Source organism: Streptomyces sp. NPDC026500 (genome assembly GCF_055567635.1).
In genome coordinates, this window is the sequence record NZ_JBVHQB010000001.1 from 661,662 (window position 1) to 675,686 (window position 14,025).

At 69.0% G+C, this 14,025-nt stretch carries 10 protein-coding genes; 6 read left to right on the forward strand and 4 right to left on the reverse strand.

Going from position 1 to position 14,025, the window contains the following annotated elements; all coding sequences use genetic code 11:
- Positions 1-109 precede the first annotated feature (109 nt).
- Complete coding sequence (locus tag ACZ4N5_RS02950; protein ID WP_467755342.1) at positions 110-445, forward strand: histone-like nucleoid-structuring protein Lsr2; 336 nt, start codon at positions 110-112, stop codon at positions 443-445.
- Here ACZ4N5_RS02950 and ACZ4N5_RS02955 read toward each other — a convergent pair.
- The gene (locus tag ACZ4N5_RS02955) at positions 424-1,158 is read right to left on the reverse strand and encodes an SCO3374 family protein (RefSeq protein WP_467755343.1); all 735 of its coding nucleotides are present in this window, start codon (positions 1,156-1,158) and stop codon (positions 424-426) included. The genes ACZ4N5_RS02950 and ACZ4N5_RS02955 overlap by 22 nt on opposite strands.
- 430 nt (positions 1,159-1,588) lie before the next feature.
- Between ACZ4N5_RS02955 and ACZ4N5_RS02960 the strand changes: the two genes are divergently transcribed.
- Positions 1,589-4,114, forward strand: a complete 2,526-nt coding sequence (locus ACZ4N5_RS02960; RefSeq protein ID WP_467755344.1) for an ATP-dependent Clp protease ATP-binding subunit — start codon at positions 1,589-1,591, stop codon at positions 4,112-4,114.
- Positions 4,115-4,191: 77 nt separating this feature from the next.
- Here the strand turns inward: ACZ4N5_RS02960 and ACZ4N5_RS02965 are convergent, their stop codons facing one another.
- Positions 4,192-7,323, reverse strand: coding sequence for an NACHT domain-containing protein (locus ACZ4N5_RS02965; RefSeq protein ID WP_467755345.1), 3,132 nt, complete (start codon positions 7,321-7,323; stop codon positions 4,192-4,194).
- Positions 7,324-7,990: 667 nt separating this feature from the next.
- On the opposite strand from ACZ4N5_RS02965, the gene ACZ4N5_RS02970 reads away from it, so the two are divergent.
- The gene (locus tag ACZ4N5_RS02970; protein ID WP_467755346.1) at positions 7,991-8,677 is read left to right on the forward strand and encodes a M23 family metallopeptidase; all 687 of its coding nucleotides are present in this window, start codon (positions 7,991-7,993) and stop codon (positions 8,675-8,677) included.
- Between the two features lie 89 nt (positions 8,678-8,766).
- On the opposite strand, the gene ACZ4N5_RS02975 is transcribed toward ACZ4N5_RS02970, so the two are convergent.
- On the reverse strand, positions 8,767-9,378 hold the full coding sequence (locus tag ACZ4N5_RS02975; protein WP_467755347.1) for a TetR/AcrR family transcriptional regulator: 612 nt from the start codon (positions 9,376-9,378) through the stop codon (positions 8,767-8,769).
- Positions 9,379-9,549: 171 nt separating this feature from the next.
- On the opposite strand from ACZ4N5_RS02975, the gene ACZ4N5_RS02980 reads away from it, so the two are divergent.
- The 3 genes from ACZ4N5_RS02980 to ACZ4N5_RS02990 all read left to right on the forward strand — a co-directional run bounded on the left by ACZ4N5_RS02980 (position 9,550) and on the right by ACZ4N5_RS02990 (position 12,354).
- Positions 9,550-11,163 (forward strand): MDR family MFS transporter, encoded by a 1,614-nt coding sequence (locus ACZ4N5_RS02980; RefSeq protein ID WP_467755348.1) that lies wholly within the window; start codon positions 9,550-9,552, stop codon positions 11,161-11,163.
- A 170-nt stretch (positions 11,164-11,333) separates the two neighbouring features.
- Positions 11,334-11,813: a helix-turn-helix transcriptional regulator gene (locus ACZ4N5_RS02985; RefSeq protein WP_467755401.1), complete on the forward strand. Its 480-nt coding sequence runs from the start codon at positions 11,334-11,336 to the stop codon at positions 11,811-11,813.
- Positions 11,814-11,907: 94 nt separating this feature from the next.
- Positions 11,908-12,354 carry a VOC family protein gene (locus tag ACZ4N5_RS02990; RefSeq protein ID WP_467755402.1) on the forward strand — a complete coding sequence of 149 codons (447 nt, stop codon included), beginning with the start codon at positions 11,908-11,910 and terminating at the stop codon, positions 12,352-12,354.
- A 98-nt stretch (positions 12,355-12,452) separates the two neighbouring features.
- On the opposite strand, the gene cseC is transcribed toward ACZ4N5_RS02990, so the two are convergent.
- Positions 12,453-13,934, reverse strand: coding sequence for a two-component system sensor histidine kinase CseC (gene cseC, locus ACZ4N5_RS02995; protein WP_467755349.1), 1,482 nt, complete (start codon positions 13,932-13,934; stop codon positions 12,453-12,455).
- Between the last annotated feature and the right edge of the window lie 91 nt (positions 13,935-14,025).

The following is a 14,025-nucleotide window of genomic DNA, read 5'->3' on the forward strand; positions in this document are numbered from 1 at the left end:
AAGCGGTTTGCTTTCCGACGTACTGCAGTACTGCATATAACAAGGGACGGCGAAACGGCGGACGCCGCGGACCCTCCTTGCCCTGAAGTTATCGATGAAAGGAAATCCGGTGGCACAGAAGGTTCAGGTCCTTCTTGTCGACGACCTCGACGGTGGCGAGGCGGACGAGACCGTGACGTTCGCGTTGGACGGCAAGACGTACGAAATCGATCTCACGACCGCCAATGCGGACAAGCTCCGTGGCCTTCTCGAGCCCTACACGAAGGGTGGCCGTCGTACCGGAGGCCGCGCTTCGGGCGGACGCGGAAAGGCCCGCGCCGCTTCCGGTGGCAGCCAGGACACCGCGCAGATCCGCGCCTGGGCCAAGGAGAACGGTTACGAGGTCAACGACCGCGGCCGCGTTCCCGCGTCCATTCGCGAGGCCTACGAGAAGGCAAACGGCTGAGCGCACGCGCGCCGCAGCCTTACCCGGTGGCACTGCGTCGCCATTGTCAGCACCAGTCGTACGAGATCGGGGGCGCCCCCAACGCCCCCGCCGACGCCCCCGCCGCCCAGCGCCGGCAGCGTCGGCAATGCCGGCTCCACCTCGCGGCCGGGCTCCGGGGGTCGCAGCCAGCGGGCGGCCCCTCGCGGGCCCCTCTGCGTTTCCGGACCGGCTGACAGCCGGTCCGCGGGACGGACGCGCGGGTGGCCTTCGGGCCGGGCCTCGGATCCGTCCTCGGACCCGTCCGGCAGCGGAGCACGGGGACCCGGCGACGCCGGAGCCCCGAAATCCGGCGCCACCGAGACGCTGAGATCCGGCGGCGGGGGAGCCTCGATGCTTCCGTCCGCACCGATCGCCGTGAGATCCAGCGCGAGAGCGCCCCACTCCAGCCAGTCGAGCAGCCCCGGCAGCTCCTCCGCGCTCCCCGCGGCCACCAGCAGCCGCATCCGCTCTCCCTGCAGCACCACCGGAGAAGCGGGTCCCAGATGCCGCAGCGCCGCGAATCCCGCCTCCGCCGGCACCTCCAGGACGTCGAAGCGCAGCCCCGTGACGAGCCGTAGCGGCGAACCGGGCACTGTCGCCCAGCCCAGTTCGTTCTCGTACCACTGATGCACCGGATCGACCGGATCACCCGGATCGAACGGCCGGCGAGGGACAGGGACGGTGGGAACCATGCAAGGAGCAACCGCCGGAAGACCCCTGGAGTTACGCTGGGCGTTTACGCGAACGCACAGAGTTCCGGAACAAAGGGCGTGCGGGAGCGTTCCGCCGGGCATGGATGTTCGCCCGTAGCGGAGGGAATCGGTGCGCGCGGCATGGAGTGTCCGTGCGTACGGGTAAGACATCCCTAGTGGGAGGGGCGACACGCAGGGCTCGGGCATCTCACGTTCGCCATCGGCGTACAGCGGGAGAGGGTATCTGCCTGGCCTGCGGGAACATCGTCTCGCACCATCAGGTTGGAGCAGATGTCGGCGTTCGGGGTCAGGAGGCCAAGGACGGTGTCGGCAGTTGGAATGAGCGGTCCCCGCTTGCGGGACTAAGCTGCGGAAGGACAGGGAGGGGAGCGTCCCCTTACTGCCTGACCGCTCTGAGGAGCGATTAACGATGTTCGAGAGGTTCACCGACCGCGCGCGGCGGGTTGTCGTCCTGGCTCAGGAAGAAGCCCGGATGCTCAACCACAACTACATCGGCACCGAGCACATCCTCCTGGGCCTGATCCACGAGGGTGAGGGTGTCGCCGCTAAGGCCCTGGAGAGCCTCGGGATTTCGCTCGAGGCGGTCCGCCAGCAGGTGGAGGAGATCATCGGCCAGGGCCAGCAGGCGCCCTCGGGCCACATTCCCTTCACCCCCCGTGCCAAGAAGGTCCTGGAGCTTTCGCTCCGCGAGGCCCTTCAGCTGGGCCACAACTACATCGGCACGGAGCACATCCTGCTCGGCCTGATCCGTGAGGGCGAGGGCGTCGCCGCCCAGGTCCTGGTCAAGCTGGGCGCTGACCTCAACCGGGTGCGGCAGCAGGTGATCCAGCTGCTCTCCGGATACCAGGGCAAGGAGACCGCCACCGCCGGTGGTCCTGCCGAGGGCACCCCCTCCACGTCCCTGGTCCTCGACCAGTTCGGCCGGAACCTCACCCAGGCCGCTCGTGAGTCCAAGCTCGACCCGGTCATCGGGCGCGAGAAGGAGATCGAGCGGGTCATGCAGGTCCTGTCCCGTCGTACGAAGAACAACCCGGTGCTGATCGGTGAGCCCGGCGTCGGCAAGACCGCCGTCGTCGAGGGCCTCGCCCAGGCCATCGTCAAGGGCGAGGTGCCCGAGACCCTCAAGGACAAGCACCTCTACACCCTCGACCTCGGCGCGCTGGTCGCCGGCTCCCGCTACCGCGGTGACTTCGAGGAGCGCCTGAAGAAGGTCCTCAAGGAGATCCGCACCCGCGGCGACATCATCCTGTTCATCGACGAGCTCCACACGCTGGTCGGTGCGGGTGCCGCCGAGGGCGCCATCGACGCCGCTTCGATCCTGAAGCCGATGCTGGCCCGCGGTGAGCTGCAGACCATCGGCGCCACCACGCTGGACGAGTACCGCAAGCACCTCGAGAAGGACGCGGCCCTCGAGCGCCGCTTCCAGCCGATCCAGGTGGCGGAGCCTTCCCTCCCCCACACGATCGAGATCCTCAAGGGTCTGCGCGACCGGTACGAGGCCCACCACCGCGTGTCCATCACGGACGAGGCCCTGGTGCAGGCGGCGACGCTCGCCGACCGGTACATCTCGGACCGCTTCCTCCCCGACAAGGCGATCGACCTGATCGACGAGGCGGGCTCCCGGATGCGCATCCGCCGGATGACCGCACCGCCGGACCTCCGTGAGTTCGACGAGAAGATCGCGGGCGTGCGCCGCGACAAGGAGTCGGCCATCGACTCCCAGGACTTCGAGAAGGCGGCCTCTCTCCGCGACAAGGAGAAGCAGCTGCTGGCGGCGAAGGCCAAGCGCGAGAAGGAGTGGAAGGCCGGCGACATGGACGTCGTGGCCGAGGTCGACGGCGAGCTGATCGCCGAGGTCCTGGCCACCGCCACCGGCATCCCGGTCTTCAAGCTGACCGAGGAGGAGTCCTCGCGTCTGCTGCGCATGGAGGACGAGCTCCACAAGCGGGTCATCGGCCAGAAGGACGCCATCAAGGCGCTCTCGCAGGCGATCCGCCGTACGCGAGCGGGTCTGAAGGACCCGAAGCGTCCCGGTGGTTCCTTCATCTTCGCCGGCCCCTCGGGTGTCGGTAAGACGGAGCTGTCGAAGACCCTCGCGGAGTTCCTCTTCGGCGACGAGGACGCGCTGATCTCCCTCGACATGTCGGAGTTCAGCGAGAAGCACACGGTCTCGCGTCTCTTCGGTTCGCCCCCCGGATACGTGGGCTACGAAGAGGGCGGCCAGCTGACCGAGAAGGTCCGCCGCAAGCCGTTCTCCGTCGTCCTCTTCGACGAGGTCGAGAAGGCCCACCCGGACATTTTCAACTCGCTGCTGCAGATCCTGGAGGACGGTCGTCTGACCGACTCCCAGGGCCGGGTCGTGGACTTCAAGAACACGGTCATCATCATGACGACCAACCTCGGCACCCGGGACATCTCCAAGGGCTTCAACCTCGGCTTCGCGGCCGTGGGCGACGTCAAGAGCAACTACGACCGGATGAAGGCCAAGGTCAACGAGGAGCTGAAGCAGCACTTCCGCCCCGAGTTCCTGAACCGTGTCGACGACACGGTGGTCTTCCACCAGCTGACCGAGGAAGACATCATCCAGATCGTCGACCTCATGGTCGCGAAGGTGGACGAGCGTCTGAAGGACCGGGACATGGGCATCGAGCTCAGCCCGAGCGCCAAGTCCCTCCTCGCGAAGAAGGGCTACGACCCCGTCCTGGGCGCCCGGCCGCTGCGCCGGACCATCCAGCGCGAGATCGAGGACGTCCTCTCCGAGAAGATCCTCTTCGGCGAGCTCCGTCCCGGCCACATCGTGGTCGTCGACACGGACGGCGAGGGCGAGACCAAGGCCTTCACCTTCCGCGGTGAGGAGAAGTCGGCGCTCCCCGACGTCCCGCCGATCGAGCAGGCCGCCGGCGGTGCCGGTCCCAACCTGAGCAAGGAGGCGTGACCTCCGGGTCCGCCTGAAAAAGGGGCTGCCCCGGGACTTCGGTCCCGGGGCAGCCCCTTTTCCATGAGGGGGAGGGGTCACAGAACGTTGTGGGTCGTTGTCGTCGTGTGTACGCCGGGCAATTGACTCGCGAGATGTTCCGGCGCAATGCCGGTGTCCGAATCGAGGACGAAATTGACCGTCCTCAGATTCGGCACCAGGGCTCGGAGTCCGGACAGGTCCTCATTGCCCGCCAGCTTTCTGAGCTCCAGGTGTTCGACGGACGGAAGCGGCGGTGCCGATGCGAGGGATCCCAGGGCGGCCCGGTGGATCCGCAGTTCTCTGAGCCCCGCCAGTGCGGCGACCTCGGACCAGTCGGCGCGGGAGAGCTCGCCGGGCACCCCGCTGAGCCACAGCGTGCGCAGGGACTGCCAGTGACGCAGCCCCCGCAGCCCGGTGTCGCGCAGTACGTCCAGGCCGAAGGAGATGACTTCCAGCGGCGCGTTCAGGGGGAGGGTCTCGCTCAGCGACCGGCCCCTGAGCCGGTGTCCGACGTTCAGTTCACGCAGCGAGGACAGCCCCGTCAGACCGCTGGGTGCCGGGGTCCGTCCCGAGGCGGACAGCAGGAACAGCCCCCGCAGGGGCAGCTCCGCGAGGGGCACGAGATCGTCGACCCCCGTGCACTGATCGAGGTTGAGCTGCTCCAGGCGCCGCTGAGCCGTCAGGAAGTCCAGGTCCCGCAGACGGTTGTTGTAGCGCAGCGCCAGATGCGTCACCTGGTGGGGCGGCAGGCAGGAGCGCAGCTCCGCCGAGTCGATGTCACCGACGATCTGCAGCCTGGGTCGGCCGCCCAGTTCGCGCAGCACACGCAGCTGTGCGGCCGAGTGCGCGGTGAAGTACAGGCCGGCCGGGTCCAGCTGGGCGATGATCTCGGAGGCGTAGCGCTCGGTGTCGAACCTGTGCCATCCCCAGGTGAGTTGGGCTCGTACGGACAGGGCCGGGTGCGAGCTGAAGCGTGCCAGTACGGGGATGGCCGCGTCGGTGCCGATCAGGGAGGCGGTGACCACGACCCCTCGGGCCTCGGCCTCGGTCAGCCCCTCCGGTCCGGGCAGCAGCTCCAGGACGAGGGGGCCGGCCTCGGCCAGGGCGCGGGCCTCCTCCGACGTCCTCGGCGGGATGAGCGCGCCCGCGTCGCCCTCCACGGCGGCCCGCACCTCGGGCGCGAGCTGCGTGGCGTGTTCCAGCGAGGCGAGGGCGAGAAGCCGTACGCGGGTCGCGGACGCCCCGTCGAGCCGTGCCGCGGCGCCGGTCATGGAACTCAGCAGCTCGGCCCGTTCCCGTGGCCGGGCGTGGGCGACGGCCATCCGGATCACATCCGCCCACTGGGACTCCCCGGCGTTGCGCACCAGCAGCCCGAAGTCCCCGTCCTCCACCGCGGCCTTGGCGCCCAGGTAGTCCTGGAAGGTGCGGTGGACGAACTCGACTGTCCCGAGGGCGGGTTCACGGAGAAGGCCGCTGCGGACGATGAGGTGACGCAGTATCCGCGCGGCGTCGCCCTGTTGGGCGGCGGCCGGGAGTGAGGGCAGGACCTCGGCGACGATGCGTTCGGCGCGGTCGCGGTCCATCTCCGCCCGGCCGTTGCGGATGAGCCAGTAGGCGAGCCGTTGCAGAAGCTGGATCTGCGGAAGTTCCGTGAGATGGATGCCGTCGTGACTGCTTCCGCGCACGAACATGTCGCGCTCCTCGTCGCGGCGCGACAGCAGCATGGAGAGCGCGGCGTCGTACAACTCCTGTCTGCCGTGCGGAAGATAGCCCCGTCGGTCACGGTGCAGCGCGCAGATCAGGCCGCACATCAGGGGATTGGTGGCGAGGCGGCCGAGGTCCGGCTTGGTCCGGACGGCTTCGAGGAGGGACCGCTCGTAGCCGTCGAGGCGGTCCGTGTCCGGGGCGTCCAGGCGTGCCGCGGCATGCCAGCGGCGGATGAACGCGCCCACGTCGTCGCCGGTCATCGGCGAGAGGACGAGTTCGGTGAAGCCGTCGGGGGCGAGCCAGTCCTCCCGTACGGCCGAGGGGCGGGACGTGACCAGCCACTGGTTGCCGGGGTAGGCGTCGAGGAGTTCACGCAGCCAGCGGCGGGTGTGCTCGCGGTCACGTTCGGGGATTTCGTCGAGGCCGTCGACGAGCAGCAGGCCGCGGCCGTGGCCGAGCACCCTGTCGGCCCAGCCGTCCGGCTGGGTCGCGTGGAAGGGAATCCGGACGGCGGACAGGAACGCTTCGGGGGCCGGAAGACCGTCCGGGCGGCGGACGAGGGTGCGCAGCGGGAGGACGAAGGGGATGCGGTCCCCCCGCTCGCCGCGCGCCGTGGTCACCGCCAGCCACTGCACCAGCGTGGTCTTGCCGGAACCGGCCACACCGCGCAGGAGAACCAGGTCCTGCTCCGACAGGGCCTGTTCGGCGGGCAGGGAGGTGGCCGCGGCGGCGATGCGCACACCGTCCGACGAGGTGGTCTCCTCGTCCTCCACGGGTCGTAGGGCCTGGAGGCTGAGGTAGGCGGCGTCCAGCGGCCAGCGTTCCGGGGAGTTGACGAGGTCGATGCCGTAGATGGTGAGGTGGCTGTGCCTGGTGGCGAGATGGGCGAGATAGCGCTTCTCGAAGGCCTGGTCGGTGCCGCCCGTCATGGGTGTGCGTGCGATCAGCTCGTCCAGCTTGGCGATCGTCTCGCGCTGTCTGCGGCTCTGCTCCACGAGGGTGCGGGGGACAAAGGTCGAGCGCTGGGTGAAGAAGTGCAGGATGTGGAGGCAGGCGGTGTCGAGCAGCCCCTCATAGAACAGGGTCGCGTCGAAGGACAGGTCCCGGTCGGGATTCCCGCCGGCCGCGCGCAGCCGCTGGGCGAGCGCCCGGTGGCCGAGCTCCACCGCCTGGACGTCCGTCATGGTGAGGTCGCCCAGGGCGTGCAGGGTCGCGGCCAGGGCATGGACGACGGCCGGCTCCTCGTCGGCGGGGAACGGACGCTCTCCGCCGCGCAGCGCCCGGCCGACCAAGTCGGCCGAAAGACTGGCCAGTTCCTTCTCGCCGACGACCCGTTTCTCGCCCTTGAAGGACACGAACGTCGATATGCGTACGGGCTGGTCCACGAGCCCGGCTCCCGGGCCCTCCGCCACGAAGAGCTTCCTCACAAGAGGCGCGGCCACGCTCGAGGCCAGGCGCGTGCCGATGGTTACTGGGTCCATGACGATCCCCCGGGAGAACCTTGAGCCAGAAGCACAACCGTATGGTCTGGCAGCTGATCCACACAGCTGATCTGCGCAGCCGATGCGCGCAGCCGATCCACGCAGCCGATCCGCACCGCAGATCGCGGTCTCACCGCCCCCGGGACGACCGCCGGCTCCCCCTCGTGGCGCGGGTCACTGATTCGGGGGGTCGGGGGTGGCCGACGGGCTCCCCAAGACCCTTGAAACCAGGGGCCGGAGCGTAGCCCGCGTCACATTCAGGGGGTCCCGGATCCGGTGGCCCGGTGACATGCGGCACAGGCGTTTTGTCCGGTACTAGGGCGAATAGTGGATACAGCAAAACGGACAAAAAGGACCTTCGGCCCGGGGTGGGGAGGACTGTTCGCGGGCCGTGCGGACAGGTGGGTCAGGGGCAGGTTTAGCAAGGGATGTGCTGGCCCGAAGTGGGGTTAAACCATGTTTCCCGGGCGAAAACGACAAGATCCCGTGCCGGGATGTCCGAGCTGTCAAAGTTCATCAAGTTTTGAGATGAAGTACTAGGTTGCGTCGTAGATGGGGGGTTTGAGTGCCCCGGGGGGTGCGGGTTACCAATGAATGGCCCACTCGGCGGCAGGCAGTGCGCCGGAGTGGTTGTTCAGTCCCTTGTCCCCGTCTCCACGAGGTATTCATGTCGAAGCGCGTCACGTCCCGCAAGTCCCTTACGTCGCTGGTCCGTACTCGGGCGGCCGTCCTGGCCGTCGGCCTGGGCGCCTCGGCCGTACTGGGTGCAGGGGTCGCGACCGCCGCCGAAACGGGCGTCAGCGCCAGCACGACCGTCACCGCGGCCAACGCCGTACAGACGCAGGCCGCCGCTCAGGCCAAGGCCGCCGCCGTGAAGAAGGCCGCGGTCGCCAACAAGGCCGCCGTCGCGAAGAAGGCCGCCGCCAAGAAGGCCGCCTCCTGGATCGACCCGGTGGCGAAGTACACCCTGTCCGCCACCTTCAACCAGGCCGGCGGCATGTGGGCCCACAAGCACTCCGGCCAGGACTTCGCCGTGCCGCAGGGCACCAACGTCATGGCCGCGCACGGCGGCACCGTCGTCAAGGCGGGCGGCAACGGCGCCGGTGACGGTCCGGCGTACGGCAACGCCATCGTCATCAAGCACGGCAACGGCACGTACTCGCAGTACGCCCACCTGTCGCGCATCGACGTGCACGTCGGCCAGGTCGTCGCCACCGGTCAGCACATAGCCCTGTCCGGCAACACCGGTAACTCCAGCGGCCCGCACCTGCACTTCGAGATCCGTACGACGCCCAACTACGGCTCGGCCATCAACCCCGTCGCGTTCCTGCACGGCAAGGGTGTGACTGTCTGATCCACCCGCGCCGGTGACCCGGCGCGGAGCCCCGGTGCAGAGTGCGGGAGCAGAGCCCGAGGCGGAGCCCCGGCGTCCGGAAAGCGGCGCTACGAAACTCCGCCTCCGTGGGCCGCTCCGCCCCCGTGGGCCTGTGTCACCAGATCGATCGCGACCTCCAGGACGGCCTTGCGCTTGTCCTCGGGGTCGCCTTCGACGTCTTTGAGCACGAACATGCCGGCGTGCATCGTGAAGAGCGCGCTGATGCAGCGGACCTGGTCGGTCAGCGGCGACTCGGGCTCCTTGATGATCTCCAGCATGCTGATCATGCGGTCCTTGAAGGTCTCGCCGATGCTCAGCTCGCGTACCGTCGCCTGGTTCTCCTGCATGAAGCGGAAGAGCGGGGACGCGCCGCCGAGGGCGTCGCTGTAGCGGCGCAGCACCTCCTGCTTGGTCTCCAGGCTGTGCGGCTGCTGCTTGCCCCACTCGATCAGCTCGTCGAGCGGCCTCGTCAGATCCTCGAAGAGGCTGATGAGGATCTCTTCCTTGGTCTTGAAGTGGTAGTAGAGCGCCGCCTTGGTGACATCGAGGTGCTCGGCGATCTCGCGCAGCGAGGTCTTCTCGTAGCCCTGCTCGGAGAAGAGTTCGAGGGCTACGTCCTGGATGCGCTGCCGAGTGTCGCCCCGGCGCTGCCGCTTGGTGCTGTCCATCGTGCCGCCCATCCTCGTATTCCTCGCGCTCCTTGAAACTTACCTGTCGACCGGCTGGTAAAACTAGTCGTACTTACTTGACGCCCGGCTAGTTGCGAGGCTATTTTCCCGGAGTGTAGTCAGCTTGCCGGTCGGCAAGTAAGTAGCCGGACGGCGGCAGAAGTACTTAGGGGAGTGGGAACGATGGCGGACAAGACGAAAGCGGCCGAACCGGCCGCCGAGCAGGCCGGGAAACCGGCCGAGGGCGAGAAGCGGCAGCGCAGCGTGCGCGTGGTCCTTCTCGCGCTCATGCTCACGATGATGCTGGCGATGCTCGACAATATGATCGTCGGCACGGCCATGCCGACCATCGTGGGTGATCTCGGCGGACTCGAACACCTTTCCTGGGTCGTGACGGCGTACACCCTCGCCACCGCGGCCTCCACCCCGATCTGGGGCAAGATCGGCGACATGTACGGGCGCAAGGGCGCCTTCATGTCCTCGATCGTGATCTTCCTGATCGGCTCCGCGCTGAGCGGCATGGCCCAGAACATGGGTGAGCTGATCGGATTCCGGGCCATTCAGGGTCTCGGCGCCGGCGGTCTCATGGTCGGTGTCATGGCGATCATCGGTGACCTGATCCCGCCCCGTGAGCGCGGCAAGTACCAGGGCATGATGGCCGGCATCATGGCGCTGGCGATGATCGGCGGTCCGCTGATCGGCGGCACCATCACCGACAACTGGGGCTGGCGCTGGTCCTTCTACATCAACCTGCCGCTCGGCGCGGTCGCGCTCGCCGCGATCAGCATCGTCCTGCACCTGCCGAAGAAGCGGTCCGAGACGCGCATCGACTACCTCGGTGCCGCGCTGCTGACCGTCGGCATCACCTCCATCGTCCTCGTCACCACCTGGGGCGGCACGGAGTACGCCTGGTCGTCCGCGCGGATCATGGAGCTCATCGGCCTCGGCGTCGCCGCGCTGGTCGGGTTCGTCTTCTGGCAGACCAAGGCCGCCGAGCCGATCGTGCCGCTGCACATCTTCCGCAGCCGCAACTTCACCCTGATGTCGATCATCGGCTTCGTCACCGGCTTCGCCATGTTCGGCGCCACGCTGTTCCTGCCGCTGTACCAGCAGGCGGTCCAGGGCGCGTCCGCGACCAACTCCGGTCTGCTGCTCCTGCCCATGCTGGGCGCGATGCTCGTGACGTCGATGGTCGCCGGGCGGGTCACCACCGCCACCGGCCGCTACAAGATCTTCCCCGTCCTCGGCGGTGTGCTGATGGTGATCGGCCTCTACCTGCTGTCGACGATGGACACGGACACCACCCGTTTCATGTCCGGCGTCTACATGGCCGTCCTCGGCCTGGGCATGGGCTGTCTGATGCAGGTCACCATGCTGGTGGCGCAGAACAGCGTGGAGATGAAGGACATGGGCGTCGCGTCCTCCTCCACCACCCTGTTCCGTACGCTCGGCTCGTCGTTCGGTGTCGCCGTCATGGGCGCGCTGTTCAACAACCGCGTCAAGGACGTCATGGCCGAGAAGGCCGGCGCGCTGGGCTCGAAGATCACCGAGCAGTCCCCGCAGCTGGACGCGGCGAGCCTGGCGAAGCTGCCGGCGGCGGCGCGCGAGGCCTACCAGCACGCGGTGTCGGCCGGTACGCACTCGGCCTTCCTGCTGGGCGCGTCGGTGGCCGTGATCGTGATGATCTCGTCGGTGTTCGTCAAGGAGGTCGCCCTCAAGGGGGCGGGCGCGCCCAAGCCCGCCGAGGACGGCGCGCCGACCGAGGCACCCGAGGTCCAGCTCGCCGAGCCGGTCTGACCTGATCGCGGGGCCGGCCCTTCCAACGGCCCCTGAACTCCTCGCAACGAAGGCCCCCGGCGTTGTCCGCCCCGGGGGCCTTCTCCTGTGCCGGGCCTTCTCCCGCACGGGTCCTCTCCCGTGCCGGGTCACTGTCAGTGCCGCGTGCCACCATCGGGAACGTGGACCGAATGCGGCAGCTGCGGCTCGCCAAGGACGTCATCGATCGGGACTGGGCCGAGCCCGGCACCGATCTCGACGCGCTGGCCGCTCGGGCCGGATATTCGCGGTATCACTTCATACGGGTCTTCAAGGCGGCGTACGGCGAGACCCCGGGCCAGTATCTGACGCACCGGCGCATCGACCGGGCCGAGGACCTGCTGCGCACCGCGAACCTCTCGGTGACCGAGATCTGCCATCTGGTCGGCTTCAGCAGCCTCGGCACCTTCTCGGCGCGCTTCAAGACATGGACCGGGCTGACCCCGAGCGAGTACCGGGCGAAACACGTCGGGCGGGGTGCCGCGCTGATACCGGGCTGCTACGCGATGCTCTGGGCCGGCGGCTTCCGGCCCGCGCCGGGCGCCGAATCCCGTACCGGCACGGGTGCGCCGGGTGCGGAGTCCCGTACCGGCACCGGTGGGGGAGAGCGCAATTCCGGAGAAGCGCCGTGACGCGGAGGCCGCCTACCGTGGCAGGGCACGCACGGAGGACGACGATCCGGCCGGACCGCGCACACCTCGCGATCCCGCACACCTGGAGCACACCATGATCAAAGGACTCGCCATCTCGACCGTCTGGGTCCTCGACCAGGACCGGGCCAAGGAGTTCTACACCGAGAAGCTCGGGCTCGAACTCCGTACGGACATGACGATGGGCGAGGGCGGCATGCGCTGGCTCACCGTCGGCGCCCCGGATCAGCCCGGGATCGAGCTGACCCTCATGGTGCCCGGACCGCCCGCCATGGACCCCGAGTCCGCCGAGATGATGAAGAAGCTGGTCGCCAAGGGCGTGCTCGGCGCGGGCGTGCTGAGGACCGACGACATCCACGGCGACTACAAGAAGCTCAAGGACCGTGGCGTGGAGTTCCTCCAGGAACCGCAGGAGCGCCCGTACGGCACGGAAGCGCTGTTCCGCGACGACTCGGGGAACTGGTTCTCCTTCACCCAGCACCGCGAGGGCGAGCTCGACCTGGAGAAGGACTGGAGCTGCTAGGACAGGCCCCACCAGGTCTGGAGCCGCCGGGACAGGCACCGACGGGCCCGGACCAGCCAAAGCCCCGGACCCGGCCGGCCAGGTGCTCGCCGCTGCGGCTACTTCCCGGACGGCGGCAGCATCGGGTAGCTCCCGGTGCTCGTCGGCGCGTGTTCCGGCAGCCACAGCACCGCGACCGCGCCCTCGGCCGGTACGTCGTGCGGTGCCCCGGCGGGCCGTACGTTGCGGAAGGTCAGCCGCGCGCCGAGCACCCGTGCCTGGCCCGCGGCGATGGTGAGGCCGAGTCCGTGGCCGTCGCCCGCGCGGTCGGTACTGCCGGTGCGGAAGCGGCTCGGCCCCTCGGCGAGGAGCTTCTCGGGGAATCCGGGGCCGTGGTCGCGGACGCGGATGACGCGGCCTTCGACGGTGACCTCGATCGGCGGTCTGCCGTGCCGGGCGGCGTTCGCGAGGAGGTTGAGCAGGACGCGCTCCAGGCGGCGCGGGTCCGTGGTGACCTCCGACTCGTGCACCACCCGCACCTCGACGTCCGCGCCCTTGGCGGCGACCCGCCGGGCCACGAACTCGCCGAGCATGATGTCCTGCAGCTCGGCCCGCTCGGAGGCCCCGTCCAGCCGGGCGACCTCCAGGACGTCCTCGACGAGGGTGCGCATGGCCTGCGCCCGGTCGCGTACGAGTTCGGTGGGGCGGCCGGGCGGCAGGAGTTCGGCCGCCGTGAGCAGCCCCGTCACCGGGGTGCGCAGTTCGTGGGCGATGTCGGCGGTGACCCGGCGCTCGGCCTCGATGCGCTGCTGGAGCGCGTCGGCCATGGCGTCCACGGCACGCGCGAGGTCATCGGTCTCGTCGAGCACGACACCGCCGATCGCGTCCCGCACCCGTACGTCCCGCTCGCCCTTGGCGACCCGGTTCGCGGCGGCCGCCGCCTTGCGTAGTCGGCGCGACAACTGGCCGCCGATCAGCACGCCGAGCGCGCTGCCGCCGAAGACGACCGCGATGGACCCGATGATCAGCGCCTGGTCGAGGTCCTTCATCACGTCCGCGTTGCGGTCCGTGAACCGCTCGTGCCAGGACAGCACCTGGCCGTTCCTGAGCGGTACGGCGGCCCAGATGTCCGGCACGCCTTTCGTGTTGTCGGAGACGTACGTCGCCCGCCGCCCCTCCGAGACCTTCGTCATCAGGTCCGACGGAATGGCGGGATCGTCGATCTTGGCCCCGAACGGCGGCGGCCGGCCCGGCCCGTACATGCGCTCGGCCAGCTGGATGCGCTCGTCGGCCAGGTCGCGCGAGTTGTCCAGCATCGAGACGCGGGCCGCGTTGTGCACGACCAGGCTCAGCGCGATGGCGACGAGCGCGCCGACCAGGGCGATCGCCGTGCTGAGCTTCCAGCGGATGCCCGTACGAATGCTCGTACCCGAATCCGCGCCCCGGTCGATGCCGATGCCGATGCTTCGGCTCCTGCCGGTGTCTCCGCCGAGGCCTCCGAACCTGCCGGGATGCCTGCCGGTATCCCCGCCGAGGATCTCGCCCCCGCCGGAACTCCTGTGGACGGCGAAGCCCACGTCGTCGCGCGAACCCGTGTTCATGCCGCCGCCCGCGTCCGAGCGTCTCCCCGGAACCGGTCCCTGCCCGGGAACCGAGGGTCTCCCCGGAGCCGAGCGCTGAAATATCCCCCGC

What these genes read in the sequence shown, in the direction of transcription:
- ACZ4N5_RS02955 (WP_467755343.1), bottom strand. Translation starts at nt 1,158, where the DNA reads ATGGTTCCCACCGTCCCTGTCCCTCGCCGGCCGTTCGATCCGGGTGAT.
- ACZ4N5_RS02960 (WP_467755344.1), top strand. Translation starts at nt 1,589, where the DNA reads ATGTTCGAGAGGTTCACCGACCGCGCGCGGCGGGTTGTCGTCCTGGCT.
- ACZ4N5_RS02965 (WP_467755345.1), bottom strand. Translation starts at nt 7,323, where the DNA reads ATGGACCCAGTAACCATCGGCACGCGCCTGGCCTCGAGCGTGGCCGCG.
- ACZ4N5_RS02970 (WP_467755346.1), top strand. Translation starts at nt 7,991, where the DNA reads ATGTCGAAGCGCGTCACGTCCCGCAAGTCCCTTACGTCGCTGGTCCGT.
- ACZ4N5_RS02975 (WP_467755347.1), bottom strand. Translation starts at nt 9,378, where the DNA reads ATGGGCGGCACGATGGACAGCACCAAGCGGCAGCGCCGGGGCGACACT.
- ACZ4N5_RS02980 (WP_467755348.1), top strand. Translation starts at nt 9,550, where the DNA reads ATGGCGGACAAGACGAAAGCGGCCGAACCGGCCGCCGAGCAGGCCGGG.
- ACZ4N5_RS02985 (WP_467755401.1), top strand. Translation starts at nt 11,334, where the DNA reads ATGCGGCAGCTGCGGCTCGCCAAGGACGTCATCGATCGGGACTGGGCC.
- ACZ4N5_RS02990 (WP_467755402.1), top strand. Translation starts at nt 11,908, where the DNA reads ATGATCAAAGGACTCGCCATCTCGACCGTCTGGGTCCTCGACCAGGAC.
- cseC (WP_467755349.1), bottom strand. Translation starts at nt 13,934, where the DNA reads ATGAACACGGGTTCGCGCGACGACGTGGGCTTCGCCGTCCACAGGAGT.